Source organism: Cellulomonas sp. plas2, from assembly GCF_057221735.1.
In genome coordinates this window covers 1,242,713-1,267,760 of the sequence record NZ_CM170155.1, presented here as the reverse complement: position 1 = coordinate 1,267,760, position 25,048 = coordinate 1,242,713, and the positions used below count along the sequence as shown (strand labels likewise).

Here is a 25,048-nt window from a genome sequence, read left to right as displayed (position 1 = left end):
AGTCTAGGGACCGTCCGCCGGGCGACCGCTCAGCGCATGGTCACCAGCGCCTGCAGCAGGCGCGGCGCGCGCCGGTCCAGCAGGTGCCCGCCCCACCGCACGCCGACGACGAGCAGCAGCCCGCCCAGCACGGCCCCCACGAGGAGCGCGACCCAGCCGAGCGGCGCGGAGGACCACGCGACGGCCAGCACGGCGAGCACGAGCTCGGGCGCGGCGAGCACGAGGCCCACCGTCATGCCGCCGAGCTGGGAGACCACCGCCGCCAGAGAGGCGCCCTGCCGCGTGGTGAACGCGCTCTCCCCCGCCTGCTGCACGCGCGTGACGAGCAGCGCCGAGACCACGCTCGCCACGCCGAGCGCGGTGAGGCACGTGCCGAGCGCGGCGCCGAGCACGGCCGGCAGGTGCCGCGCCGAGCCCGTGAGCAGCGCGACGACGACGGCCAGGACGACGAGCAGCGGCACGAGCAGCAGCCCGACGCCCAGCACGCGCCCGGCGCGGTCGTCGCGCCCGCGCAGGCCGGCGGACACGTGCAGCCAGAACGCCGTGCCGTCGAAGGAGACGTCCTGGCTGACGGACCAGCCGAGCAGGAACGCCGCGAGCGGCACGGTCGCGAGGACGCCGTACGCGCCCGCGCCGAACGCCCACAGCACGACGGGCAGGACGGGCACGACGAGCACGGACAGCGCGTAGCGCGGGTCGCGCCGCCAGTAGGTCAGGCACCGTGCCGCCACGGCCCACGTCGGCGTGGCGGGCAGGCGGCCGAGCAGGCCCAGCCCGCGGGCGACCGCGCCGGCGGGGGCCGAGGCGGCGGGGCGCACGAGGGCGTGGGCCATGGCGCGGTCCCACACGACGGTCAGCACCGCGACGGCCGCCGCCAGGACGAGCAGGCGCGCGGCGGCGGTGCCCCACCGCCCCTGGGCGGCGTCGGCCGGCGCCGCCCATGCGGCGCCGAACGGCGTCCAGGCGAGGACCGCCGCGAGGTCGGCCAGCAGGCCCCGCAGGCCCGCGACGTCCACGCCCTCCCCCAGCCCCTGCGTGAGGCGGCCGAAGCCGATGTACACGCCGACGGCCAGCACCACGGCGACGACGCCCACGACCTCCCGCGAGCGCCGGCCCGACAGCGCGGGGGCCAGCGCGGTCGTCGTCGCCCGCGAGCCGACCACGCACAGCGCCACGGCCAGCACCGCGCCCACGGCCGCGACGGGCAGGGCCTGCGGCTGCCGCCACCACACCACCACGGACGCCGCCACGGTGACCACGGTCACGAACCCCGGCACCCCGACCAGACCCGCCAGCGCCAGGCCGGCCAGCAGCTGCCGGCGCGGCACGGGGAACAGGGTGAACCGCGCCGGGTCCAGCGTGGCGTCCACCCCGAAGGCGACGAGCGGCAGCAGCGCCCAGCCGAGCACGAGCAGCGCCCCGCCGGCGACGAGCACGTCCCGCCGCAGCCCCACGTCCTCCACCACCGCGAGCCCGGCGATGCCGGCCAGCACGAGGACGAGCGCGACGAGGCCGTAGAGCAGCGCGAGCAGCAGCCCGACGACCTGCCAGGGGCTGCGCCGCAACCCGTTGCGCAGCAGGAGGAGCTTGAGCCTCAGGAGGTGCGCAACCACGCCAGGCCCTCCCCGTGCACGCGGCCGCCGACGAGGTCGACGAACCGGTCCTCGAGGCTGGCGCCGGCGCGGACCTCGTCGACCGTGCCTGCGGCGAGCACACGGCCGGCGGCGACGACGGCCACGTGGTCGCACATCCGCTGGACGAGGTCCATCACGTGCGACGAGACGATGACCGTGCCGCCGGTGGCGACGTAGCCGTGCAGGATGTCGCGGATGTTGGCCGCCGAGACGGGGTCGACCGCCTCGAACGGCTCGTCGAGGACGAGCAGGCGGGGCGCGTGGACGAGCGCGCACGCGAGGGTGATCTTCTTCGTCATGCCCGCCGAGTAGTCGACGACGAGCGTGTCGGCGTCCGCCGTGAGGTCGAAGGCACGCAGCAGGTCCGCGGTCCGCTCGGCCACGGTCGGGCGGTCCATGCCGCGCAGGAGGCCCGCGTACGTGACGAGCTGCGCGCCGGTGAGCCGGTCGAACAGCCGCACGCCGTCCGGCAGCACGCCGAGCAGCGCCTTCGTCCCCAGCGGGTCGGCCCACAGGTCCCGCCCGGCGACGAGGACCTGCCCGGCGTCCGGCACGAGCAGCCCCGTGGCCATCGACAGCGTCGTCGTCTTGCCCGCGCCGTTGGGCCCGACGAGGCCGTAGAAGGACCCGGCCGGCACGACGAGGTCGATCCCGGCGACCGCCACCTTGTCCCCGAACCGCTTCCACAGGCCGCGCACCTCGAGCGCCGCGCCCGGGGTCGGCGGGGGTGGGGGCACGGGGGGCACCGGGGGCACCGCGCCGGGGACGCCGGGCGGCGGGGCGGAGGTCATGACGGCCACCCTAGGGCGGGGCCGGGGGCCGCCGTGGCGCGTCGGCGCGGTCGTGTCGGTGGGTGCTGCGAGGGTGCGGTCGTGCAGACGGCGACGGTGGTGGCGGTGCTGGTGGGCGCGGTGGTCGCGCTCCTCGCGGGGGTCGCGCTCGGGTACGTCCTCGGGCGCGCGCGGGCCGAGCGGGAGGGGGCGGCGCGCCTGGCGCGCGCCGAGGTGGAGGCGGCCCGCGCCCGTGAGCGCCGGGAGGCGGAGCGCGAGGCGGCGCGGGCGGAGCAGGAGCGGCACGCGGCGGAGACGGCCGTGCTGGGCGACCGGTTCCGGGACGTGGCCTCCGACGTGCTGGCGACCGCGTCCGAGCAGTTCCTCGTCCTGGCGCAGCAGCGGCTCGCCGCCGGGCACCAGCTCCAGGCGGGCGAGCTGGCGGAGCGCGAGCGGGCGGTCGCGGCGCTCGTGGACCCCCTGGCGGGCACGCTCGAGCGGGTGCGCGCCCAGCTCGCCGCCGCCGAGCAGGACCGGGCCGCGGGCCAGGCCGCGCTGGGTGAGCAGGTGCGGGCCCTGCGCGAGCAGGCGGAGGGTCTGCGCACGGAGACCGGGCGGCTGTCGACGGCCCTGCGCTCCTCGCAGGTGCGCGGGCGGTGGGGCGAGGTGCAGCTGCGCCGCGTCGTGGAGGCGGCCGGGATGCTCGCGCACGTCGACTTCGTCGAGCAGCAACGGGTGGTCACCGACGACGGCGTGCAGCGGCCCGACCTCGTCGTTCACCTGTCGGGCGGCCGGCACGTCGTCGTCGACGCCAAGGTCGCGTTCCTCGGCTACCTGGAGGCCGTGGAGGCGGCCGACGAGGGGACGCGGCGCCGACGGCTGGCCGCCCACGCCCGGCACCTGCGCGCGCACGTCGACGGCCTGGCGGCGAAGCGGTACTGGGAGGGCGTCGCGCCGGCGCCGGAGTTCGTCGTGCTGTTCGTGCCGGCCGAGCCGTTCCTGCTCGCCGCGCTCGAGGAGGACCCCGGACTCATGGAGCACGCGTTCGACCGGGACGTCGTCATCGCGACGCCCGCCACGCTGCTGGCCCTGCTGCGGACCGTCGCGTACGCCTGGAAGCAGGACGCGGTCGCGGCCAACGCGCAGGCGGTGCTCCAGCTCGGCACGGAGCTGCACGGGCGCCTCGCGACGCTCGGGGGCCACCTGGGGCGGCTGGGCCGCTCGCTGGAGCAGGCGGCGTCCGCCTACAACCGGACCGTGGCCTCGCTGGAGACGCGCGTCCTCGTCACGGCGCGCCGCTTCACCGACCTCGGCGTCGCGCACGAGCCGCTGGCGGCGCCGGCGCCGGTCGACCCGCGGCTGCACGCCCTGTCCGCGCCCGAGCTGCTCGAGGCCGCGCTCGCCGAGCCCGACGACGCGGGCCCTGACCGTGGCGGGTGGGGCCCGCGCGACACGGCGGCGCTCGACGCGGCGACGCCCGACGCGGCGCGCGAGCCGCAGGACGGCCACCCTCGCGCCGCGGGCGCGTAGTCGCGCGCGGCGGGGAGCCTCGGGACGTCGCCGCCGGCGGCGGCCGTCGAGGGCGTCAGACCGGCTGGACCTCGAGCGACCGACGCCCGTCGCGGCGCGGCCGCTGCTGGTCGACACCGCGCTCCCGCAGGTCGGTCCGCAGCTCGCGCGGGAGGGAGAACATGAGGTCCTCCGTCGCCGTGCGGACCTCCTCGACCTCGCCCCAGCCCCAGCCGGCGAGCCGCTCGAGGACCCCGGTGACGAGGATCTCCGGCACGGAGGCCCCGGAGGTCACGCCGACCGTCGTGGCCCCGTCGAACCAGGCCGGGTCCAGCTCGTCGGCGTGGTCGACCCGGTAGGAGGCCCGGGCGCCGGACTCGCGCGCGACCTCGACGAGGCGCACGGAGTTGGAGGAGTTGGCCGAGCCCACCGTGATGACGACGTCGCACGCCGGCGCCAGCTTCTTCACCGCGACCTGGCGGTTCTGCGTCGCGTAGCAGATGTCGTCGCTCGGCGGGTCCTGCAGGTGCGGGAACCGCTCGCGCAGGCGGCGGACGGTCTCCATCGTCTCGTCGACGGACAGCGTCGTCTGCGAGATCCACACGAGCCGCTCGGGGTCCCGCACGACGAGGGCGTCCACGTCCTCGGGGCCGTTGACGACCTGGATGTGGTCGGGCGCCTCCCCGTACGTGCCCTCGACCTCCTCGTGGCCCGTGTGCCCGATGAGGAGGATCTCGCGGTCCTCGGCGGCGAACCGCACGGCCTCCTTGTGCACCTTCGTCACGAGCGGGCACGTGGCGTCGATGGTCTGCAGGGACCGGGCGGCGGCGGAGGCGTGCACGGCCGGGGAGACCCCGTGGGCGGAGAAGACGACGCGCGCACCCTCGGGCACCTCGTCCGTCTCGTCGACGAAGACGGCGCCGCGGGCGGCGAGCGTCTGCACGACGTGCTTGTTGTGCACGATCTCCTTGCGGACGTACACCGGGGCGCCGTAGGTCTCGAGCGCCTTCTCGACCGCGACGACCGCCCGGTCCACGCCGGCGCAGTAGCCGCGCGGGGCCGCGAGCAGCACGCGCTTGCGGGCGACGGGGGCGGCGGAGGGGACGGGGGTGGTCACCGCACGAGTCTAGGCGGCGCTCCCTGAGGGCACCGTGCCGAGCAGCACGTGGGCGACGTGACGTCCGCCGCCCCGGCACGCGCCGACGGGCCTGTCGGTGGGGTGGGGCAGGCTGGTCCCGTGAGCAGCGTTCCCCTCCCCCTCCCCGACGCGTCGGGGGGCCTCGACGTGCCGGGGGTCCCCGACGCGCCGGCCGGTACGGCTGACCACCTGGCGGAGGCAGCGCCCCGCGGGCCGCTGCCCCTGCCCGTGCGGGCCGCCGACACCACGCCGGAGCGCCCGTGGCCCGTGCGCCACCTGGCGCCGAAGGTCGCGGACTACGTGGCGCGGATGCCGCCGGTCTGGGTCGAGGGGCAGGTGCTCAACCTGCGGCGGTGGAACACGCTGTGGTTCCTCACGCTGCGGGACACGGACCTCGACATGTCGGTGTCCGTGACGGCCCCCGCGCGGGCGCTGGCGGGTCTCGGGGACCGCTTGGCGGACGGCGCGCACCTCGTCGTGCACGCGCGGCCGCAGTTCCACCCCAAGAAGGGGGACCTGTCCTTCGCGGCCGACGCGGCCCGGCTCGTCGGGATCGGGGAGCTGCTGGCGCGCATCGAGCACCTCAAGGGCGTCCTGGCCTCGGAGGGCCTGTTCGACGAGCGCCGCAAGCGGCGCCTGCCGTTCCTGCCGGCCGTCGTCGGGCTCGTGTGCGCGCAGCAGGGCGACGCGGAGCACGACGTCGTCTCCAACGCCCGGGCGCGCTGGGGGGCCGTGCAGTTCGAGGTGCGGCGCGTGACGGTGCAGGGCCCGCGCGCGGTCCCCGAGGTGTGCGCCGCGATCGAGGAGCTCGACCGGGACCCGCGGGTGGAGGTCGTCGTGGTGGCTCGCGGCGGAGGCTCCTTCGAGGACCTCCTGCCCTTCAGCAACGAGACGCTCGTGCGCGTGGCGGCGGCCTGCCGGACGCCGCTGGTGAGCGCCATCGGGCACCACCTCGACACCCCGCTGCTCGACCTCGTGGCCGACCTGCGGGCGTCCACGCCCACGGACGCGGCCAAGCGCGTCGTCCCCGACGTCGCGCAGGAGCGCGCGCGGCTGACGGAGTCGCGGCACCGCGCCCGCGCCGCGCTCGCCCAGCGCGTCCAGCGGGAGCAGGGCGCCCTCGACCACCTGCGCAGCCGGCCGGTCCTCGTGCAGCCCACCGCGCTGCTCGAGCCGCACCAGCGCCAGGTCGACGACCTGGCGCGGCGCGCGCACCGGGTCGTCGCCGACCGGCTGCACGTCGCCGCGGCCGAGGTCGCGCGGCTCGGCGCGCAGGTCACGGCCCTGTCCCCCGCCGCGACCCTCGAGCGCGGGTACGCCGTCGTGCGGCACGCGGACGGGTCCGTCGTGCGGGATCCCGGGGAGGTGGCCGACGGCGAGCGGCTGCGCGTGCGCGTGGCCCGCGGGGAGCTGGGGGCGACGGCCGTGGCGGGCACGGCCCGTCTGGTTGGATGACCGCCGTGAGCGCCCAGCCCGAGCCCGCAGGCGGTGCGGCCGACCGCGGCCTCGGCACCGATACCGGCACCGATACCGGTACCGGACCTGCCCCGCACGCCGACGTCGCGGGACTGTCCTACGAGGAGGCGCGCGACGGCCTCGTCGCGGTCGTCGCCCGCCTGGAGGCCGGCGCCGGCTCCCTGGAGGAGTCCATGGCCCTGTGGGAGCGCGGGGAGGCGCTCGCGGCCCGGTGCCAGCAGTGGCTCGACGGGGCGCGGGAGCGCCTCGCGCAGGTCCGCCGGGCCGACGCAGCGGCCCCCGGCGCAGCGCCGGCGGGGGTTCTCGACGAGGAGAGGCAGCGATGAGCGAGCAGGCGGCCGGCCCGACGACCGGGCGGACGGATGAGGCGGCCCCGGGCGGGCACGGCGGCACGGCAGGCGGTGGTGCACCGGGTGCACCGGCCGCACGGGCGCTCGTCGTCGGCGAGGCGCTCGTCGACGTCGTGCGCCGGACGGGGGCGCCCGGGGCGGCGCACCCCGGCGGCAGCCCGGCGAACGTCGCGCTCGGGCTGGCCCGGCTGGGACGCCGCGCGGAGCTGCTCACCTGGCTCGCGGACGACGAGGACGGGCGGACGGTCCGCACGCACCTCGAGGCCTCGGGCGTACGGGTGCTCACCGGGGACCGGGCTCCGGAACGGACGTCCCGGGCGGTCGCCACGCTCGACGACGCCGGCGTCGCGACGTACGCCTTCGACCTCGAGTGGGACCTGCCGGCCCCCGTCGACGAGGGCGCGGGCGACGCGCTGGTCGTGCACACCGGCTCGATCGCCACGGTGCTGCGGCCCGGCGGCCCGCGCGTGGCCGAGCTGCTGGAGCGGCGGCGTGCGACCAGCACGATCACCTACGACCCGAACCTGCGCCCCGCCCTCATGGGGGACCCGGTGGACGTCCTGCCCTTGGTCGAGGCCCTCGTCGCGCTCGCCGACGTCGTCAAGGTGAGTGACGAGGACCTGGCGTGGCTGCTGCCCGGCCTGGACCCCGCCGACGTGGCCCGGCGCTGGGTCGGTGCGGGGCCCGCCCTCGTCGTCGTCACGCGCGGCGGGGAGGGCACCGTCGCCGTGACGTCGGCCGGCGTGGAGGTCGACCTCCCGGCGCAGCGGGTGCAGGTGGCCGACACCGTCGGCGCCGGCGACTCCTTCATGGGTGGCCTGATCGACGGGCTGTGGAGCGCGGGCCTGCTCGGGCCGGACCGCCGCGCGGCGCTGGCCGCGATCGACGCCGACGCCCTCACCGCGGTCCTCGCCCGGTGCGTGCGGATCGCCGCGATCACCGTCTCGCGCCCCGGGGCGAACCCGCCCACGTCCGCGGAGCTGGACGAGGGCTGACCAGCGGCGGGGTCGCATGGCACCATCGGCGCCGTGACGACCCCCACCGCCGCCCCCGCGTCCCGCCCGAGCACGCCGGCCGAGGCCTGGCGCGCGCTGCGCGAGGGCAACCGCCGTTTCATCGCCGGCGCCATGGAGCACCCGTCTCAGGACGTGGCGCGCCGCGCGGAGCTGGCGGAGGGGCAGCACCCCTACGCCGTCATCTTCGGCTGCTCGGACTCGCGGCTGGCGGCCGAGATCATCTTCGACCAGGGCCTCGGCGACGTGTTCGTCGTGCGGACGGCCGGGCACGTGCTCGACACGACCGTCATCGGGTCCATCGAGTACGGCACCGAGGTGCTGGGCGCGCCGCTCGTCGTCGTCCTCGGGCACGACCGGTGCGGGGCCGTGGCCGCCGCGACGACCGCCCTCAACGAGGGGTCGCTGCCCCGCGGGTTCGTCCGCGCCGTCGTGGACCGCGTCGTGCCGAGCATCGTCCAGCTCGCCGGGCCGGAGGGGCCGGGCCTGGCGCACATCGACCCCGGCCTGCTGGGCCGCGAGCACGTCAGGAACACCGTGACGATGCTGCAGGGCTACTCCGTGCTGCTGGCCGAGGCGATCGCGGAGGGCCGCTGCGCCGTCGTGGGCGTGGAGTACACGCTGGCGGACGGCGAGGCCGAGGTGGTGGCCGTCGTCGGCGACATCGGCGAGCAGCCCACCGCCGCGCCGGCCGTCCCGGCCTGACACCCGACGGCCGTCCCCGCCTGACGCCCGGGTCGAGCCGTCCCCGCCGGACGGCCGCCGCCGCGGCCGGGGCGCCCGTCGGGCACCCCGGCCGGTGCGTCAGACCTCGATGCCCTCGAGCAGCTCGGTCACCAGCGCGGCGACGGGTGAGCGCTCCGACCGCGTGAGCGTGACGTGGGCGAACAGCGGGTGGCCCTTGAGCGCCTCGATCACCGCGGCGACGCCGTCGTGCCGGCCGACGCGCAGGTTGTCGCGCTGCGCCACGTCGTGCGTGAGGACGACGCGCGAGCTCTGGCCGATGCGCGAGAGCACCGTCAGCAGCACGTTGCGCTCGAGCGACTGGGCCTCGTCGACGATGACGAACGCGTCGTGCAGCGAGCGCCCGCGGATGTGCGTCAGCGGCAGCACCTCGAGGATGTCGCGGTCGAGCACCTCCTCGACGACCTCCTTGCCGACGAGCGCGCCGAGCGTGTCGAACACGGCCTGCGCCCAGGGGTTCATCTTCTCGGCCTCGGACCCCGGCAGGTAGCCGAGGTCCTGGCCGCCGACGGCGTACAGCGGACGGAACACCATGACCTTGCGGTGCTGCCGCTTCTCGAGCACCGCCTCGAGGCCGGCGCACAGGGCCAGCGCCGACTTGCCGGTGCCGGCGCGGCCGCCGAGGGAGACGATGCCCACGTCCGGGTCGAGCAGCAGGTCGATGGCGATGCGCTGCTCCGCCGACCGGCCGTGCACGCCGAAGACGTCGCGGTCGCCCCGGACGAGCTGCAGGTGCTTGTCCGCCGTGACCCGCCCGAGCGCCGAGCCGCGCGGCCCGTGCAGCACGAGGCCCGTGTGGCACGGCAGGTCGGCCGGCGCCCCGGCGGCGGTGCCGGCGAACCCGCCCGGCTCCACCTCCGCCAGCGGGAGCGACTCGTGCTCCCACAGGTCGTTCATCTGCGCCTCGGTGAGGTCGAGCGCGTCCATGCCGGTCCAGCCCGAGTCGACCGCGAGCTCCGCGCGGTACTCCTCCGCCCGCAGCCCGACCGCCGACGCCTTGACGCGCATCGGCAGATCCTTGGAGACGACGGTGACGTCGTGCCCCTCACGGGCGAGGTTGGCGGCCACCGCGAGGATCCGCGTGTCGTTGTCGCCGAGCCGGAACCCGGCCGGCAGCACGCCGGGGTCGATGTGGTTGAGCTCGACGCGCAGGGTGCCCCCGCCGTCGCCGATGGGCAGCGGACGGTCGAGTCCGCCGTGGCGGATGCGCAGGTCGTCGAGCAGGCGCAGGGCGGACCGGGCGAAGTAGCCCAGCTCCGCGTGGTGCCGCTTCGCCTCGAGCTCGGTGATGACGACGATGGGCAGCACCACGTCGTGCTCGGCGAAGCGGGAGATGGCCTTCGGGTCCGACAGCAGGACCGAGGTGTCGAGCACGTGCGTCCGTCGGCCGTTGGGGCCGGACGCGCCGGCGGCCCTGCCGGCCGCGCTCGCCGCGGTGCTGGTGGGGGTGGTGCCGTTCTCGACGACCTGAGCCTCGTGGGTCACGTGCGCTCTCCCTCCGGCGGCGGGGCGCCGCCCTCTTGCCCTGCGACGCTACGCCGGGACCACGCCGGCGCTGGTAGGTCCCCGGCGTGGCGCGCGCCACGTCACGCACTGTTCACGTGCCGCCACCCGGACGGGCGACGAGGGGCGGCGACGAGGGCGGGGACGAGCCCCGGCGACGAGGACGGAGCGGACGAGGACCGGTCGCGACGGGTCGCGGGCCTCAGCGGCCGAGGCGCCGCTCGCGCTCCCCGTAGGAGCGCACCGCGCGCAGGAAGTCCACGCGGCGGAAGTCGGGCCAGTAGGCCTCGCAGAAGTAGAACTCCGAGTGCGCGCTCTGCCAGAGCAGGAACCCGCCGAGGCGCTGCTCGCCGGACGTGCGGATCACCAGGTCCGGGTCGGGCTGCCCGCGCGTGTAGAGGTGCTCGGCGATGTGCTCGACGTCGAACGCCTCCGCGAGCTCGTCCAGGCTCGACCCCGCCTCGGCGTGGCGGCGCAGGAAGGCGCGCACGGCGTCGGCGATCTCCTGGCGGCCCCCGTAGCCGACGGCGACGTTGACGTGCAGGCCCGTGACGTCGGCCGTGGCCTTCTCCGCGCGGTCCAGCACCTCGAGCGTCGAGGCGGGCAGCAGCTCCGGCGACCCCACGGCCTGCACCCGCCAGCGACCCGTGGCGGCCAGCGCCGTCACCGCGTCCTCGATGATCGCGAGCAGCGGCCCCAGCTCCGCGACGGGCCGCGAGACGAGGTTGTCGGTGGACAGCATCCACAGCGTGACGACCTGGACGCCGATGTCCTCGCACCAGCCGAGCAGCTCGGTGATCTTGTCGGCGCCGCGCTGGTGGCCCGTCGCGGTCGACTCCCCCTGCGTCCGCGCCCAGCGCCGGTTGCCGTCGAGGATGACCCCGATGTGGCACGGCACGCGCTCGGGGCGCAGGGAGGTGGCGAGCCGGCGCTCGTACAGCCGGTAGAGCGGGTTCGGCAGCCGCACGCACCCCTCCTCGCACCAGGTCCGGCACCTCGGTCCGGCCGACACCGGCCGACACCGGCCGGCCCGGTCCCCCGGGGCCGCCGACGCGGCGGGTGACCCGTCGCCCGGACCGGCACACCGTACCGCCGCCCGGGCGGCCGCGTCCGGCACGACCGCGGCGGACGTCGACACCCTCCCTACGCCCCCGTAACCTACGGTGACGTAGGTTCACCGCCCCGGGGCGGTCCGCACCGCCGAGGACGAGCAGGAGCAGAGGCGTGATGAGCAGGCAGGCCGTCCCCCCGACGGGACCCGTCGACGAGGTGGTCGCCGCCGTGAAGCCGCGCCTGCGGGGCTGGCTCCACGCCGGGGTGAGCCCGCTGGTGCTCGCCGCCTGCGTGGTGCTCGTCGCCCTCGCGCCGACGCCGGCGGCCCGCTGGTCGACGGCCGTCTTCGGCCTGTCCGCCGTCCTGCTGTTCGGCACGAGCGCCGTCTACCACCGCGGGACCTGGTCGCCCCGGACGGCGGCCGTGCTGCGCCGGCTCGACCACACGAACATCTTCCTCATCATCGCGGGCACGTACACGCCGCTGTCGGTCCTGCTGCTGCCGGCGTCCACGGCGCGCACGCTGCTGCTGGTGGTCTGGTCCGGTGCGCTGGCGGGGGTGCTCGCGCGCGTGCTGTGGCTGTCCGCCCCGCGGTGGGTGTACGTGCCGGTCTACGTCGCGCTGGGCTGGGTGGCGGTGTGGTTCATGCCGGCCTTCGGCCGGTCCGGTGGCGACGCCGTGCTCTGGCTCGTCGCCGGCGGCGGTCTGGCCTACACGCTGGGGGCCGTGGTCTACGGGCTCCGGCGCCCCGACCCGAGCCCCCGCTGGTTCGGATTCCACGAGGTGTTCCACGCCCTGACCGTGGTCGGCTTCGCGTGCCACTTCGTCGCCGTGGCCATCGCCACGGCCGCGGCCGGCTGACGCCGGGGCGCCCCGCACCGTCGCGGCCCGGCGGCGGCACGGCGCGGCGCACCGCGGTCGGCTCAGCGGTCGGTTCAGCGCGGTCGACCCAGCGCGGTCGGCTCAGCGCGGGACGACGGTGTAGCGCCGGTTGGCCAGGGACGGGTTCGACGCCCGCACCGCGGCAGCGGCGGCCGGGTCCACGTCGACGGTCCGGACCGCCGGCCGCTCGTCGAGCTCCAGCCCGACGACCCCGTCCGGCCCGACGACGAGCGAGCGCCCGGTGACCCCGTGCCCCGCCTGCCCGACGGCCACCACCGTGGCGGTGTTCTCGATCGCGCGGGCCACGGCCAGCGCGCGCCACTGGTCCGCCTTGAGGGGTCCGGCGGCCCAGGCCGCGGGCACGACGAGCACGTCCGCCCCCGCGTCGACGCAGCGCCGCGCGGACTCGGGGAACCGCAGGTCGTAGCAGGTGAGGACGCCGAACCGCGTCCCGGCCACGTCGAGCACCAGCGGCGGCGCGTCCGCCGGCCCGGGCTCGAGGCGCTCGGACTCGCGGTGGCCGAACGCGTCGTAGAGGTGCACCTTGCGGTAGACCCCGGCCAGCTCGCCCGTGCCCGTGACGGCGACGACCGCGTTGACCGCCCGCTCGGGGGTGCTGCCCGGCAGCACGGTGCCGGCGAGGACCGCGACCCCTGTGGCCGCCGCCCGCTCGCGCAGGGCCGACACCCAGGGCCCGTCGAGCGGCTCGGCCGCCTCGGGCCCGACCCCGGCGGGGTCGTACGCGGACGCGTACTCGGGCAGGACGAGCAGGTCGGCGCGGGCGTGCGCCGCCTGCGCGATCGCGTCGGCCGCCGCCTCCCGGTTGGCCGCCCGGTCGGCGCTCACCGCCACCTGCGCCACCGTGACCCGCACGGCGGGACGCGCGGGCGGATCCGGTCGGGCCCCCGTGGTCATGACGGCCCCGGCGCGCCCGGCGCCCGGTCCTCCGCGTCGCGCTGCTCGCCGGCGTGGTTGACCCGGCGGAGCTTGCGGGTGAGGGACAGCAGGAGCCCGATGACGGCCAGCGCCAGGACGAAGGTGACGACGAACCCGAGGAAGCCCGGCGAGCCGAGGTCGGACTCCCCCAGCTCGACCGCGGTGCTGGGTGACGGGCCGGGCGTCGGGGTGGCGCCCGCGGCGGTGCGCGTCGTCGCCAGCGACAGCCGCACGGCCGCGTCCAGCAGGAGCCCGCTCACGCGACGACCCCGCGGACGCCAGCGAAGAGGTCGTCCTCCGGCAGCGAGGTCGGCACCCGCGCCTCCGCGAGCTCGAACTCCTCGGTCGGCCACACCTCGCGCTCGACGTCCCGGGGCACGAGGAAGAAGAACCCGGCGGGGTCGATCTGCGTGGCGTGCGCGCGCAGGGCCGCGTCCCGGGCCTCGAAGAAGTCCGCGACGGGGACCTTCGTCGTCACGGTCCGGGCCGGCCACGGCCGGTCGGCCATGTGCTCCAGCCAGTCCGCGAAGGGGGACGTGCCGCCGCGCCGCTCGATCTCCTCGTGCAGGGTGCGGATCCGCTCCGGGCTGAAGCCGACGTCGTAGTACAGCTTGAGGGCGGCCCAGGGCTCGCCCGCGTCGGGGTAGCGGGACGGGTCGGCCGCCGCCTCCCACGCCTCGCGGCTCACCTTGTGGCACATGATGTGGTCCGGGTGCGGGTAGCCGCCGTTCTCGTCGTACGTGGTGATGACGTGCGGGCGGAACTCCCGCACGATGGCGACGAGCGGCGCGGCCGCCTCCTCCAGCGGCTGCAGCGCGAAGCAGCCCTCCGGCAGCGGCGGCAGCGGGTCACCCTCGGGCAGCCCGGAGTCGACGAAGCCCAGCCAGCGGTGCTGCACTCCGAGGGCGCGCGCGGCCTCCGCCATCTCGGCCCGGCGCACGTCCGGCATCGCGCCGGGCGCCACCTCGCCGTACGAGGGGTTGAGCACGTCGCCGCGCTCCCCGCCCGTGCAGCTGACGACGAGCACCTCGGCCCCCTCGGCGGCGTACCGGGCCGTCGTGGCCGCGCCCTTGCTCGACTCGTCGTCGGGGTGCGCGTGCACCGCCAGCAGCCGCAAGCGCTCGGACGCCATGGGGGAGCTCCTTCGGGGTCGCACAGGATCCCTCCGAGGGATCGCACGAGGTGGGGGCCGCGCGGTCGGGCCGTGCGGCGCGCGACAATGATCCCCCATGCCACCCCCCGAGGAGCACCCGTGAGCACATCCACCCCGGCCGCCCCCGCCGGTCGCTACGGCCCGGTGCCGACCGCCGGCGCCCGCCGGCGCACGTGGACGCTCGTCGCGCTGGCCGCCGCGGCCGTGCTGGCGGTCGCCGTGTGGGTCGTCGTGGGGCTGTGGCAGGACCGGGTGCTGTGGAAGGACCTCGGGTACGACGTGGTCGACGACGGCCTGACGCGGGTGTCCTTCCAGGTGACGAAGGCGCCCGACGCCACGGCGACGTGCCGCGTGCGCGCGCTGTCGGAGTCCTTCACGGAGGTCGGGTACCGGACCGTGACGGTGGGTCCGTCGGACGTCCGGTCCCAGCGCGTGACGGCCGACGTGCCCACCACGTCCCGCGCCGTCACCGGGTCGCTGGTCGACTGCGCACCGGCCGAGGGCTGAGCGCCGCTCCCGTCCCCCGCGCCGACCGGCCGTCGCTGCGGCCGCCCGTCACGCGACGCCGGTCGTCGTCCGCGCACGCCGCCGCCCGGTAGGCTGGGCCGTTCAGCTCCGCCGCCGGGGACGCCCCTCGCGGGCCCCGCCGCCGCCCACGTGCGCCTGCACGGGCGCGCGCGGACCCGGTGGCGGCGGGTACCGGAGAGAGGAGCGATCGTGACCGACACGAGCACCACCGCGGCGACGTGGCTCACGCAGGAGGCCTACGACCGCCTCAGCGCCGAGCTCGCGCACCTCGAGGGCGCGGGCCGCGACGAGATCGTCGGCCGCATCGCCGCGGCGCGCGACGAGGGCGACCTGAAGGAGAACGGCGGCTACCACGCCGCGCGCGAGGAGCAGGGCAAGGCCGAGGCGCGCATCCGCGAGCTCAAGGAGAAGCTGCGCAACGTGCGGATCGGCACGCCGCCCGACGACGGGGTCGTCGAGCAGGGCATGGTCGTGACCGCCCTCGTCGCCGGCGACGAGATGCGGTTCCTGCTGGGCTCGCGCGAGATCGCCGGGTCCTCGGACATCGACGTGTTCTCCCCCACCTCGCCGCTCGGTGCGGCGATCAACGGCCGCAAGGTCGGCGACTCGACGTCCTACGAGGCGCCGAACGGCCGCACGATCGCCGTCGAGATCCGCGCCGCGAGCCCCTTCGAGGGCTGACCGTCACACCGGCCCGGCCGACCTCGAGCTCGACCCGGGGCCGTCGCTGACCCCGCGCACCCCACCGGTGCGCGGGGTCAGCCCGCGTCCGGCCGGTACCCGCGCTCGCGCAGCCGCTCGAGCACCAGCGCGCGGTGCTCGTGCCCCTTCGTCTCCACCTGCACGTCGATGCCCACCTCGTCGACGGCCAGGTCCGGCCCCGTGCGCACGTGGGCCACGTGCACGACGTTCGCGCCGAGCTGCGCGAGGTCGGCCAGGAGCGCGGCGAGCACGCCCGGCCGGTCCGCGACCCGCACGCGCAGCCCCAGGTAGCGCCCGGCGGCGACGAGCCCGTGGCGGACCACGCGCATGAGCACGAGCGGGTCGACGTTCCCGCCCGAGAGCACGACGACGAGCGTGCCGTCGCCCGCGAAGTCGCCGGGCCGGGCCATGAGCGCCGCCACCCCGGCCGCGCCGGAGGGCTCCACCAGCAGCTTCGCCCGCTCGGCGACGAGGAGCAGCGCGCGCGACAGGTCGTCCTCGGACACCGTGGCCACCGGCACCGCGTGGGCGTGCAGGAGCTCGAACGGGACGCTGCCGGGCAGGCCGATGGCGATGCCGTCGGCCATCGTGTGCAGCTCCGTCGCGGGCACGGGCCTGCCCGCCGCGAGCGAGGCGGGGTAGGCGGCGGCCCCCGCGGCCTGCACGCCGACGACGCGGACGCCCGGGCGGTCCGCCACCGCTGCGGCCATCCCGGCGGCCAGCCCGCCGCCGCCCACGGGCACGACGAGGTCGGTCACGTCGGGCACGTCCTGGACCACCTCGAGCGCCACCGTCCCCTGCCCCGCGTCCACGTCCTCGTGGTCGAAGGGGTGCACGAGCACGGCCCCTGTCCGCGCGGCGTGCTCGCGTGCGTGGCCCAGCGCCTCGTCGACGCTGCGGCCGACGAGCTCGACGTGCGCGCCGTACTGCCGGGTCGCGGCGACCTTGGGCAGGGACGCGTCGAGCGGCATGTAGACGGTGGCCGGGAGCCCCAGCAGGCCCGCCGCGAGCGCTACGCCCTGCGCGTGGTTGCCGGCGCTGGCGGCGACGACGCCGTGCGCGCGCTCCTCGTCGGGCAGCCGGGCGAGGCGGGTGTACGCGCCGCGGATCTTGAACGAGCCCGTGCGCTGCAGGTTCTCGCACTTGAGCAGCACGGGCCGCCCGAGCAGGTCGGACAGGGCCCGGCTGTGCTGCAGGGGCGTGCGGTGGACGACACCTGCCAGGAGCTCGGCGGCGGCGGCCACGTCGGCGGGTCCGATCACCCCGGGATCGTAGGCCGGTCGCCCGGCGCGCTCGTCGGGCGCACCTGTCGGGCGCGGTCCTCCGGGGCGGTCGTCCGGCGCGGCCCCCGGGCTCTATGCGCGCGCCGCGGAGGGGTCGTCGTCCCCGGCGGGCGGCACGGCCCCGGCGCTGGGTTCGGGGGGTGGGAGCGGGTCACGGCCCAGGGCGGGGAACTTGTCGTGCCCGTGCAGGTACAGCACGACCGTGTTGAGGACGGCGGCCAGCGGGACCGCGAACAGCGCCCCGACGATGCCCGCGAGGAAGGACCCCGCCGCGACGACGAGCAGCACCGCCACCGGGTGCAGCGACACGGCGTGCCCCATGAGGAACGGCTGGAGGACGTGCCCCTCGAGCTGCTGCACGCCCAGGACGACGGCCAGCATGATGAGCGCCTGCAGGGGCCCCTGCGAGACGAGGGCGACGAGGATGGCCACCGACCCGGTGACGACGGCCCCGACGAGCGGGATGAACGAGCCGACGAAGACGAGGATCGCCAGGGGCAGGGCGAGCGGCAGCCCCAGCAGCAGCGCGCCGAGCCCGATGCCGACGGCGTCGACCGCGGCCACGAGGATCTGCGTGCGCGTGTAGGCGCTGAGCGTCACGACGCCGCGGCGGCCCGCCTCGTGCACCTGCTGGCGCGCGGCGCGCGGCATGAGCCGCACGACCCAGCGCCAGATGGCCCGGCCGTCGAGCAGGAAGAAGAACGTGCAGAACAGGGCGATGAGGGTGCCGGCCAGCACGTGGCCGATCGTCGTCGTGACGGACAGCGCCCCGGACAGCAGGCCGGTGCCGGCGCCCGAGAGCGCCTCCTGGGCCTGGTCGACGTAGCCGGACAGGTCCGTCGTCGAGATGCCCAGGGGCCCGGTGGACAGCCAGTCCAGCACCTGGTCGATGCCCTGCGAGGCCTGCCCCCACAGCTCGCCGATGCCGTTGGCGATGGAGTTGCCGGCCAGGGTGAGCAGCCCCGCGACGACGACGAGCAGGCCGAGCACGGCGGTGATCGACGCCAGGGCGCGCGGGAACCGCAGGCGCTGCAGCCCGTGCACGACGGGCGTCAGCAGCACCGTGAGCAGCAGCGCCACCGCGACGGGCACGAGGATCACCTCGAGCTCGGAGACGACGACGAACAGCAGCGCGACGCCCAGCGCGATGGCGACGATGCGCCAGGACCACGCGGCCGCGCCCCGCACCGACGGCGGCACGTGCCCCGCCACGTCGTACCGCCCGGCCGGCCTGTCGGGGACGCCGGGCGCCCCGGTGCTCGTGCTCACGCCGCACACGCTAGGCCCCGGCGCGCGGGGCGGCCCCGCGGGGCGTGTCGGAGGCGGGAACAGGGGCGCCACGGCCGGGGTTGGGGACGTCTGGAGAGAGGAGACCCATGAGCTGGCTGTTCGGTTCCGCCCTGAAGACGACGATGGTCACCCCGGAGCGCGCCCTCGCGGGCCGCGAGGCCTACCCCTACGCCGTGCCGACGACGCACACGGTGCTCGGCACGCCCCTGCAGGGCCCCTGGCCGGAGGGCACCGCGGTGCTCTACGTCGCGATGGGCTGCTTCTGGGGTGCGGAGAAGGAGCTGTGGCAGACGCCCGGCGTCGTCACCACGGCCGTCGGCTACCAGGGTGGCTTCACCCCGTTCCCGACGTACGAGGAGACGTGCACGGGCATGACGGGGCACACGGAGACCGTCATGGTCGCCTACGACCCGCAGCGCCTGTCCCACGTGGACCTGCTGCGGCGGTTCTGGGAGCAGCACGACCCGACGCAGGGGTACCGCCAGGGCAACGACGTCGGCACGCAGTACCGGTCGGCGGTCTTCACGACCACCGACGAGCAGGCGGCGGCCGTGGAGTCCACGCGTGCGGAGTTCCAGGCCCGGCTGACGGCGGCCGGCTTCGGGGACATCACCACGGAGGTCGCCACCGCGGCCGAGGCGGGTCCGTTCTACTACGCCGAGGGCTACCACCAGCAGTACCTCGACAAGAACCCGCACGGCTACTGCCCGGTGCACGCCACCGGCGTCACCTGCCCCCGTCCGCTGGACGTCTGAGGGTCAGAACCAGGGCGCGCCCGCGCCGCCCGGACCCGGCTCGACGAGCGCCGGGTGGCGCGGGTCGTCCACCCGGACCACGAGGTCGGCCGCGTCCTGCGGGCCGGCCTCGTCGTCGTACCGGGCCAGCGCGGGCAGCGTCCACGCCTCCTCGGGCGGGGTGCGGCGCGCGAGCGTGGCGGGCCGCGCCGCGAGGTGCACGACGAGGTCGAGCTCGAGCCAGCGGCCGAGGAGGGCCGACCCGTCGAGGACGAGCACGGCCCCCGGCGGCGCCTGCGCGTAGGGCGCCCGGGTGGCCCGGTCCCGCGCCGCGTCCCACAGGGAGGGCAGCCACCGGCCGGTGCCCGCGGGGCCGAGCGGTGTGAGCACCTCCCGCTCCAGCGCGCGGCCGTCCAGCCGGTCGTCGAGCCAGGCGTCGGCGTCGCGCGGGCCGTGCTCGAGCCGCACGGAAGCCGGGCGCAGGAAGTCCTCCGCCGACACGCGCAGCACCGCCCGGCCCGCGGCCCGCAGCGGCTCGACGAGACGGTCGGCCCACCCGCGGGGGTCCGTCGCGGGCGCCCCGTCGACGGCGACCCGCAGGTGGCCACCGGCGGCGTCGGCGTCCGGTGCGGCGGCCAGGACCGCGGCGACGACGCGCCCGACGACGGCGGCCGGGTCCAGCGGCGTCACCCGCGGGCCGGCACCGCTCATGCGTCGCCGCCCGCGTCGCCCGACGACGGGCCGGTGCGCGGCGGCCGGGCGCCCGACGACCCCGCGGTGCGCGGGGTGCGGACCGGGGGCAGGACCTGTGTGGCGCCGTCGTCGACGGGGGTCGTCGGGGCGGCGGCGTCCTCGTCGGCGGGCAGGTCGTCGACGCCCGCGGGCAGGACCACCGCGGTGGCGCCGGACCCGCGACCGTCGGCGCCGCGCGCCGCGGCCGCCTCCTCGGCGTCGGCCGCCGCGGCGGTGCGCTCCCGCTCGGCGATGACGTCGTCACCGGGACCGGCGAAGGCCCGCGAGCGCTCGACAGCGGCGAGCGACCCGGTGAACAGGCCCGAACCGCCCGGCGCGGGTGTCCCCTGCGAGCCCGGGCCGGCGGCCGGCCGCACGGTCGGCTGCACCGCCGTGGCCGCCAGCCCCGGCCTCTCGTCCGCGCGTCCCGCGCCGGCCGCTGCCGCGACGTCCGCCGACCGCCCGCCCCGCGCCTCGGGCGTAGCGCCGGAGGCCGGCCGCCGGTGGGGGTTGCCCTCGGCCCGGGCGTCCTGCTCGCGCGCGGCGGCGGCCGCCAGCCGGCGGGCGAGGGCCTCCGGCTCCTCCCCGGGCGGCGGCGCGGCGCCCTCCCACCGGCTGCGCGGCAGCGCCTCGCGCGCGGACTGCTGCAGCCAGACGACGAGGCCCTCGCGCAGGTAGCAGCGCAGGTCGAACAGCGTCGGGGCGTCGGCTGCGGAGGCCAGCACCCGCACACGGACGACCCCGCCGGTCGCCTCGGTCACCTGCAGGATGCCCACGCGCTGGTCCCACAGCGGCGTCTGGGCCAGCAACTCGCTCAGCCGCGCGCGCATCGCGTCCACCGGCACGTCCCAGTCGAGGTCCAGCTCGACCGTCCCGAGGAGCTGCGACGCCCGGCGGGTCCAGTTCTCGAAGGGCGTCGTCGTGAAGTGCGTGGACGGCAGGATGAGGCGCCGGTCGTCCCACACGTGCACGACGACGTAGGTGAGGGTGATCTCCTCGATCCGGCCCCACTCCCCCTCGACGATGACGACGTCGTCGACGCGGATCGCGTCGGTGAAGGCGAGCTGGAGCCCGGCGAAGACGTTGGCCAACGAGCTCTGGGCCGCCAGGCCGGCGACGATCGACAGCAGCCCGGCGGAGGCGAACACCGACGCCCCGACCGCCCGCGCCGACGGGAACGTCAGCAGCGCCGCCGCGAGCGCGCACAGCACGAGCACGGCGACGGTGATGCGCCGCAGCACCTGGATCTGCGTGCGCACCCGGCGCGCGTGCCGGTTGTCGACGACGTCCACCCGGTACCGCGCCAGCGCGGCGTCCTCGAGGACGAAGGCCAGCGACCCCAGCAGCCACGCGACGAGCCCGATGATCGCGATGAGGAGCCCGTGCTGGAGGATCGAGCGCCACTGCGCCGGCGCGGTGCTCACCCCGATCGCCGACCAGGCCGCGAGCACCACCAGCGTCCACCGCAGGGGCCGCCGCGACCGGTGCGAGAGGTCCGCCAGCACCGACCACCGCCGCGCCAGGCGCCGGACCGCCAGACCCACCACGGCGGACACGACGAGCGCCAGCACGACCGCCACCGCGACGGACGCCAGCGGCACGACGACCTCCCGCACGACGGAGTCCTCCTCCCCGGCGGCGGGCGTGACGGCCTCGAGGAGGGTCGTGGGCAGCGGCAGGGACGGCATGGCGGTCAGGGTAGGCACCGCGACGGCCGGTGCTCGCGCCGGACCGGCGGCGACCGTCAGGTCCTCACGACGCCCTCACACGCGGTGTGCCGGCCGCCACATCAGGGTGGGAGCGGACGCCGACGTCCGCCGTGACGCGCAGGTGCCCCGCACCGTCGACGTGCGGGGCACCTGGTCGTCGAGGGCGTCTCACCGGCACGAGGCGTCACGCCCTGCGGAGCCCTCCCTGGCCGTCCGGGGAGGGTGCCCGGGCTCTCGCCCTGGGCTTCACGATGGCACGAGTGTGGCAGCACCGTGCTGGTTCCGCCACTAGTCGGATTTGACTCCCGCATGACCTATCTGCCCCGTCCGGGGGACGTGGTGCCACCCACGTCCCGGCGGCACCCCCGGACCGCCTCAGGACAGCGCTCGCCGTCCGCCGCGGGCGCGCCCTCCGCCGGACGGCCGCCGCACCCCTCCGCCCCGCCCGGCTGCCCACCGGGCGGGCGGCGGGGCGCCGTCGTAGCGTCGGGGCGCCACCCGTCCCCGCCCGAGAGGCCCCGTCGTGCCCGACCTCCCCCCGCTGGCCCTCGTCCTGCACGGCGCGCGCGGCGACCTCAGCAAGCGCATGGTCCTCCCCGCGCTGGCGACCCTCGGCGCCCGCGGGCTGCTGCCCGAGCGGTGGGCGCTGCTCGGCACCGGTCGGCGCTCCATCCCCGACGACGAGTTCGCCGACCTCGTGCGCGACGCCCTGTCCGAGTTCGGCGACGAGGAGGCGCAGGGCGCCTCGGACGTCCTCACCGAGCGCCTGGCGTACTGCCAGGACGTCAGCGCGTCGGACGACGACCCCGGCGACCTGCCCGAGGCGCTGGACCGGCTGCGCGGCGAGCTCGGCGAGGACCTCCTCGTCGTGCACTACCTGGCCGTCCCGCCCGAGTCGTTCGCCGGCATCACGCGCAGCCTGCACCGGCACGGCCTCACCGACGGCGTCCGCATCGTCTACGAGAAGCCCTACGGCACCTCACCGGACTCCTTCCGCGAGCTCGACGCGCTCGTGCACGAGGCGTTCGACGAGGACCAGGTGTTCCGCATCGACCACTTCCTGGGCAAGGAGGCCACGCAGAACCTGCACGTCGTGCGGTTCGCCAACGAGCTGTTCGGCGGGGCGTGGAACCGCGAGCACGTGGCCCAGGTGCAGGTGGACGTGCCCGAGACCCTCGACGTGGCCGACCGGGCCGAGTTCTACGACGCGACGGGTGCGTCCCTCGACATGCTCGTCACCCACCTGTTCCAGGTGGCGGCCACCGTCGCGATGGAGCCGCCGGTGGGGCTCGCGGCGGGCGACCTCGCGGCCGCGCGCGACGAGGCGCTCGCACGGTTCCGCCCGCTCGACCCGGCGCACGACGTGGTGCTCGGCCAGTTCGAGGGCTACCGCGACCTGGACGACGTGGCCGACGACTCCTCGACCGACACCTTCGTCGCCGCCCGGCTCTGGGTGGACAGCGACCGCTGGCGGGGCGTGCCCTTCGTGCTGCGGACCGGCAAGCGGATGGCCGCCTCCGCCCAGCAGGTGACGCTCGTGCTGCGCGCCCCCGACCGGATGTTCGGGCAGGACGTGGGGCCGAACCAGGTGTCGGTGTCGCTGTCCGGCTCCGGGACCCTGCGCGTGACGACGACCGTCAAGCGGCCCGGGCCGGACCTCGCGCTGGACACGGGGACGCTGTCCCTGCCGCTCGCGGACGTCGAGCCGGGTCGGTCCCTGCCGCCCTACGCCGGCCTCCTGGCGGACGTGCTCGCCGGCGACCGGACCCTGTTCACCTCGGCGGAGGGCCTCGCGGCGGCGTGGGAGGCCTTCGCGCCGCTGCTCGGCGACGGGCGGCCGGACGTCCAGCCGTACGCCCCCGGCTCGTGGGGACCGGCCGCGGCCGACGCGCTCGTCGAGCCGTTCGGCTGGGCGCTCGGGCCCGACGACCCCGACGGCAGCGACCCGAAGGGCTGACGGCCGCGGCCGTCGAGCCGCGCATGAGAACTGTTATCGTCGAGCGAGCCCCGCCTCCTCCACGATCGGATCCGCCATGCGCCATCGCGCTCTCCTGCCCGCCGCCCTCGTGCCCGCCCTGCTGCTGGCCGCCTGCTCCTCCGGGGAGGCGTCCGCGGGCGGTGCGTCCGCGGGCGGTGCGGCGGGGTCCGGCGACGAGCCGCTGGCCGTCGTCGCGTCCACGAACGTCTGGGGCGACGTGGCCGCCCAGGTCGGCGGCGACCGCGTCGAGGTCACCTCGATCGTCGACGACCCGTCGGCCGACCCCCACTCCTTCGAGCTGACGGCGCGCGACCAGCTCGCCGTGTCCCGGGCCGACCTCGTCGTGCAGAACGGCGGCCACTACGACGACTGGCTGACCACCGCGCTCGGCGCGCTCGACGAGGCGCCTCCCGTCGTCGAGGCCGTCGCCGACGAGGCGCACGCCGAGGAGACGCACAGCGAGGAGGCGCACGCCGAGGAGACGCACAGCGAGGAGGCGCACGCCGAGGATACGCACAGCGAGGAGGCGCACGCCGAGGACGCGCACGCCGGGCACGACCACTCCGCCGAGGGCAACGAGCACGTCTGGTACGACCTGCCCCTCGTCGCGGAGGTCGCCACGCGCATCGCCGAGCACCTGGGCGAGCTCGACCCGGAGGGCGCCGACACCTACACGGCCAACGCCGAGGCCTTCGGCGAGCGGGTCGCCGGCGTGCAGGACGAGGTCGCGGCCCTGGCGGCGGCCGTCGGGGGTACGGGCGTGGCCGCCACGGAGCCGGTGCCCGGGTACCTGCTGGAGGCGGCGGGCCTCGAGGACCGCACCCCGGCCGCGTACTCCGGCGCCATCGAGGAGGAGACGGACGTGCCGCCGGCCGCCATGGCCGAGATGCTCGCGCTGTTCCCGTCGGGGCAGGTGGCCCTGCTCGTCGCGAACCCGCAGACCACCGGACCGCAGACGGACGAGGCGGTCGCGGCGGCCGAGGCGGCCGGGGTCCCCGTCGTCGAGATGACCGAGACGCTGCCCGAGGGCGAGGACTACGTCGGGTGGATGTCCGCCAACGTCGCCGCGGTGCGGCAGGCTCTGGGGGCATGACCCCCGCACCACCCGCGGGCGCCCCTGCCCCGGCGCCGCCACCCCTCGCGCTGCGCGGCGCCGCCCTGGCCTACGGCGACCGCACGGTGTGGTCCGGCCTCGACCTCGAGGTCGCCCGCGGGGAGTTCGTCACGGTGCTCGGCCCCAACGGCTCGGGCAAGACGAGCCTCCTGCGCGCGGTCCTCGGCCTCCAGCCGCTCACCGGCGGCACCCTGCACGTCCTCGGCCGCGCGGCGCGCCGCGGCAGCCGCGCGGTCGGCTACGTGCCGCAGCAGCGGCTCGTCGACCCGGTCACCCCCGTGCGCGCCCGCGACCTCGTGCGCCTCGGCATCGACGGGGACCGCTGGGGGCTCGGCGGGCGCCGGCACCGGGCGCGCGTGGACGAGCTGCTCGAGGCGGTGGGCGCCACGGCCTACGCGGACGTCCCCCTCGGGCTCCTCTCGGGGGGTGAGCAGCAGCGCGTGCGGATCGCGCAGGCGCTGGGCTCGTCGCCCGCCCTGCTGCTGTGCGACGAGCCGCTGCTGTCCCTCGACCTGGCCCGGCAGGAGGAGGTGACCGCGCTCATCGACGCCACGCGCCGCACGACGGGCACCGCCGTCGTCTTCGTCACGCACGAGATCAACCCGGTCCTCCCCTACACCGACCGCGTCCTGTACCTGGCGCCGGCCGGGCACGCGGTGGGGACACCGGCCGACGTCCTCACGGGCGAGCACCTGTCGCGGCTCTACGGCACCCGCGTCGACGTGCTGCGCGCGCAAGGGCGCGTCGTCATCGTCGGCGGCGACGAGCACCACGGCCACCACCTCGAGGAGGCGTCGTGACGGCGGTCGGCCTGCTG

The 25,048-nt window shown here is 76.8% G+C and carries 24 protein-coding genes; 12 read left to right on the top strand and 12 right to left on the bottom strand.

From position 1 onward, the window contains the following. Nucleotides 1–29: 29 nt before the first annotated feature. Both AC2TDM_RS05750 and AC2TDM_RS05745 read right to left on the bottom strand, forming a co-directional pair. A complete protein-coding gene (locus AC2TDM_RS05750) occupies nucleotides 30–1,613 on the bottom strand; it encodes a hypothetical protein (RefSeq protein WP_090033528.1) in 1,584 nt (527 codons plus the stop codon). After that, nucleotides 1,595–2,425 carry an ABC transporter ATP-binding protein gene (locus tag AC2TDM_RS05745; RefSeq protein WP_090033648.1) on the bottom strand — a complete coding sequence of 277 codons (831 nt, stop codon included), beginning with the start codon at nucleotides 2,423–2,425 and terminating at the stop codon, nucleotides 1,595–1,597. Before AC2TDM_RS05745 ends, AC2TDM_RS05750 begins: the two co-directional genes overlap by 19 nt. Before the next feature lie 81 nt (nucleotides 2,426–2,506). Here AC2TDM_RS05745 and AC2TDM_RS05740 point away from each other — a divergent pair, with 81 nt between their 5' ends. Beyond that, nucleotides 2,507–3,934 (top strand): DNA recombination protein RmuC, encoded by a 1,428-nt coding sequence (locus AC2TDM_RS05740; RefSeq protein WP_239078746.1) that lies wholly within the window; start codon nucleotides 2,507–2,509, stop codon nucleotides 3,932–3,934. Between the two features lie 55 nt (nucleotides 3,935–3,989). Here AC2TDM_RS05740 and AC2TDM_RS05735 read toward each other — a convergent pair whose 3' ends face one another. Further along, nucleotides 3,990–5,030 carry a 4-hydroxy-3-methylbut-2-enyl diphosphate reductase gene (locus AC2TDM_RS05735; RefSeq protein WP_239078745.1) on the bottom strand — a complete coding sequence of 347 codons (1,041 nt, stop codon included), beginning with the start codon at nucleotides 5,028–5,030 and terminating at the stop codon, nucleotides 3,990–3,992. Nucleotides 5,031–5,240: 210 nt separating this feature from the next. On the opposite strand from AC2TDM_RS05735, the gene xseA reads away from it, so the two are divergent. Genes xseA through AC2TDM_RS05715 form a run of 4 tightly spaced genes read left to right on the top strand, consistent with a single transcriptional unit; the run spans nucleotide 5,241 to nucleotide 8,595 of the window. Then, nucleotides 5,241–6,506 carry an exodeoxyribonuclease VII large subunit gene (xseA, locus tag AC2TDM_RS05730; RefSeq protein WP_090033644.1) on the top strand — a complete coding sequence of 422 codons (1,266 nt, stop codon included), beginning with the start codon at nucleotides 5,241–5,243 and terminating at the stop codon, nucleotides 6,504–6,506. 5 nt (nucleotides 6,507–6,511) lie between these two features. Further along, complete coding sequence (locus AC2TDM_RS05725) at nucleotides 6,512–6,853, top strand: exodeoxyribonuclease VII small subunit (protein ID WP_275407333.1); 342 nt, start codon at nucleotides 6,512–6,514, stop codon at nucleotides 6,851–6,853. After that, nucleotides 6,850–7,872 (top strand): carbohydrate kinase family protein, encoded by a 1,023-nt coding sequence (locus AC2TDM_RS05720; protein ID WP_090033525.1) that lies wholly within the window; start codon nucleotides 6,850–6,852, stop codon nucleotides 7,870–7,872. Before AC2TDM_RS05725 ends, AC2TDM_RS05720 begins: the two co-directional genes overlap by 4 nt. 33 nt (nucleotides 7,873–7,905) lie before the next feature. Continuing rightward, nucleotides 7,906–8,595 (top strand): carbonic anhydrase, encoded by a 690-nt coding sequence (locus tag AC2TDM_RS05715; protein ID WP_239078744.1) that lies wholly within the window; start codon nucleotides 7,906–7,908, stop codon nucleotides 8,593–8,595. A 99-nt stretch (nucleotides 8,596–8,694) separates the two neighbouring features. On the opposite strand, the gene phoH2 is transcribed toward AC2TDM_RS05715, so the two are convergent. Both phoH2 and AC2TDM_RS05705 read right to left on the bottom strand, forming a co-directional pair. Further along, nucleotides 8,695–10,008, bottom strand: coding sequence for an RNA 5'-3' helicase PhoH2 (gene phoH2 / locus AC2TDM_RS05710; RefSeq protein ID WP_090033641.1), 1,314 nt, complete (start codon nucleotides 10,006–10,008; stop codon nucleotides 8,695–8,697). A gap of 331 nt (nucleotides 10,009–10,339) precedes the next feature. Continuing rightward, entirely contained in the window at nucleotides 10,340–11,104 is a 765-nt protein-coding gene (locus AC2TDM_RS05705) for an isoprenyl transferase (protein WP_090033640.1), read from the bottom strand. 260 nt (nucleotides 11,105–11,364) lie between these two features. Here AC2TDM_RS05705 and trhA point away from each other — a divergent pair, with 260 nt between their 5' ends. Then, nucleotides 11,365–12,051 (top strand): PAQR family membrane homeostasis protein TrhA, encoded by a 687-nt coding sequence (trhA, locus tag AC2TDM_RS05700; protein ID WP_090033523.1) that lies wholly within the window; start codon nucleotides 11,365–11,367, stop codon nucleotides 12,049–12,051. Nucleotides 12,052–12,153: 102 nt separating this feature from the next. Here the strand turns inward: trhA and AC2TDM_RS05695 are convergent, their stop codons facing one another. Genes AC2TDM_RS05695 through mca form a run of 3 tightly spaced genes read right to left on the bottom strand, consistent with a single transcriptional unit; the run spans nucleotide 12,154 to nucleotide 14,140 of the window. Next, nucleotides 12,154–12,987: a nitrilase-related carbon-nitrogen hydrolase gene (locus AC2TDM_RS05695; RefSeq protein WP_484636085.1), complete on the bottom strand. Its 834-nt coding sequence runs from the start codon at nucleotides 12,985–12,987 to the stop codon at nucleotides 12,154–12,156. Continuing rightward, nucleotides 12,984–13,268, bottom strand: coding sequence for a hypothetical protein (locus AC2TDM_RS05690; protein ID WP_484636084.1), 285 nt, complete (start codon nucleotides 13,266–13,268; stop codon nucleotides 12,984–12,986). The genes AC2TDM_RS05695 and AC2TDM_RS05690 overlap by 4 nt, the downstream gene beginning before the upstream one ends. Next, entirely contained in the window at nucleotides 13,265–14,140 is an 876-nt protein-coding gene (gene mca / locus AC2TDM_RS05685) for a mycothiol conjugate amidase Mca (protein ID WP_090033519.1), read from the bottom strand. The genes AC2TDM_RS05690 and mca overlap by 4 nt, the downstream gene beginning before the upstream one ends. A 120-nt stretch (nucleotides 14,141–14,260) precedes the next feature. On the opposite strand from mca, the gene AC2TDM_RS05680 reads away from it, so the two are divergent. Together AC2TDM_RS05680 and greA are read left to right on the top strand one after the other, a co-directional pair. After that, nucleotides 14,261–14,668 carry a DUF4307 domain-containing protein gene (locus AC2TDM_RS05680; RefSeq protein ID WP_484636083.1) on the top strand — a complete coding sequence of 136 codons (408 nt, stop codon included), beginning with the start codon at nucleotides 14,261–14,263 and terminating at the stop codon, nucleotides 14,666–14,668. 210 nt (nucleotides 14,669–14,878) lie between these two features. Next, entirely contained in the window at nucleotides 14,879–15,370 is a 492-nt protein-coding gene (gene greA, locus AC2TDM_RS05675; RefSeq protein WP_484636082.1) for a transcription elongation factor GreA, read from the top strand. 77 nt (nucleotides 15,371–15,447) lie between these two features. Here the strand turns inward: greA and ilvA are convergent, their stop codons facing one another. Both ilvA and AC2TDM_RS05665 read right to left on the bottom strand, forming a co-directional pair. Next, complete coding sequence (ilvA, locus tag AC2TDM_RS05670) at nucleotides 15,448–16,653, bottom strand: threonine ammonia-lyase (RefSeq protein ID WP_484636081.1); 1,206 nt, start codon at nucleotides 16,651–16,653, stop codon at nucleotides 15,448–15,450. A gap of 93 nt (nucleotides 16,654–16,746) precedes the next feature. Then, nucleotides 16,747–17,943 (bottom strand): AI-2E family transporter, encoded by a 1,197-nt coding sequence (locus AC2TDM_RS05665; RefSeq protein WP_484636080.1) that lies wholly within the window; start codon nucleotides 17,941–17,943, stop codon nucleotides 16,747–16,749. Between the two features lie 107 nt (nucleotides 17,944–18,050). On the opposite strand from AC2TDM_RS05665, the gene msrA reads away from it, so the two are divergent. Then, entirely contained in the window at nucleotides 18,051–18,719 is a 669-nt protein-coding gene (gene msrA, locus AC2TDM_RS05660; RefSeq protein ID WP_090033511.1) for a peptide-methionine (S)-S-oxide reductase MsrA, read from the top strand. A 3-nt stretch (nucleotides 18,720–18,722) separates the two neighbouring features. Here the strand turns inward: msrA and AC2TDM_RS05655 are convergent, their stop codons facing one another. Beyond that, a complete protein-coding gene (locus AC2TDM_RS05655; RefSeq protein WP_484636079.1) occupies nucleotides 18,723–19,409 on the bottom strand; it encodes a nucleoside/nucleotide kinase family protein in 687 nt (228 codons plus the stop codon). Beyond that, a complete protein-coding gene (locus AC2TDM_RS05650) occupies nucleotides 19,406–21,118 on the bottom strand; it encodes a mechanosensitive ion channel family protein (protein ID WP_484636078.1) in 1,713 nt (570 codons plus the stop codon). Before AC2TDM_RS05650 ends, AC2TDM_RS05655 begins: the two co-directional genes overlap by 4 nt. A gap of 544 nt (nucleotides 21,119–21,662) precedes the next feature. Between AC2TDM_RS05650 and AC2TDM_RS05645 the strand changes: the two genes are divergently transcribed. From AC2TDM_RS05645 to AC2TDM_RS05635, 3 genes are all read left to right on the top strand, one after another. Then, a complete protein-coding gene (locus tag AC2TDM_RS05645) occupies nucleotides 21,663–23,096 on the top strand; it encodes a glucose-6-phosphate dehydrogenase (protein WP_484636077.1) in 1,434 nt (477 codons plus the stop codon). A gap of 76 nt (nucleotides 23,097–23,172) precedes the next feature. After that, entirely contained in the window at nucleotides 23,173–24,210 is a 1,038-nt protein-coding gene (locus tag AC2TDM_RS05640) for a metal ABC transporter solute-binding protein, Zn/Mn family (RefSeq protein ID WP_484636076.1), read from the top strand. Next, entirely contained in the window at nucleotides 24,207–25,031 is an 825-nt protein-coding gene (locus AC2TDM_RS05635; RefSeq protein ID WP_484636075.1) for a metal ABC transporter ATP-binding protein, read from the top strand. The genes AC2TDM_RS05640 and AC2TDM_RS05635 overlap by 4 nt, the downstream gene beginning before the upstream one ends. Nucleotides 25,032–25,048 lie beyond the last annotated feature (17 nt).

Bases quoted from the DNA above. Each gene is read 5' to 3' on its own strand.
- mca (WP_090033519.1), bottom strand. From the start codon at position 14,140: ATGGCGTCCGAGCGCTTGCGGCTGCTGGCGGTGCACGCGCACCCCGAC.
- AC2TDM_RS05635 (WP_484636075.1), top strand. From the start codon at position 24,207: ATGACCCCCGCACCACCCGCGGGCGCCCCTGCCCCGGCGCCGCCACCC.
- trhA (WP_090033523.1), top strand. From the start codon at position 11,365: ATGAGCAGGCAGGCCGTCCCCCCGACGGGACCCGTCGACGAGGTGGTC.
- AC2TDM_RS05650 (WP_484636078.1), bottom strand. From the start codon at position 21,118: ATGCCGTCCCTGCCGCTGCCCACGACCCTCCTCGAGGCCGTCACGCCC.
- msrA (WP_090033511.1), top strand. From the start codon at position 18,051: ATGAGCTGGCTGTTCGGTTCCGCCCTGAAGACGACGATGGTCACCCCG.
- AC2TDM_RS05745 (WP_090033648.1), bottom strand. From the start codon at position 2,425: ATGACCTCCGCCCCGCCGCCCGGCGTCCCCGGCGCGGTGCCCCCGGTG.
- AC2TDM_RS05640 (WP_484636076.1), top strand. From the start codon at position 23,173: ATGCGCCATCGCGCTCTCCTGCCCGCCGCCCTCGTGCCCGCCCTGCTG.
- AC2TDM_RS05655 (WP_484636079.1), bottom strand. From the start codon at position 19,409: ATGAGCGGTGCCGGCCCGCGGGTGACGCCGCTGGACCCGGCCGCCGTC.
- AC2TDM_RS05695 (WP_484636085.1), bottom strand. From the start codon at position 12,987: ATGACCACGGGGGCCCGACCGGATCCGCCCGCGCGTCCCGCCGTGCGG.
- AC2TDM_RS05720 (WP_090033525.1), top strand. From the start codon at position 6,850: ATGAGCGAGCAGGCGGCCGGCCCGACGACCGGGCGGACGGATGAGGCG.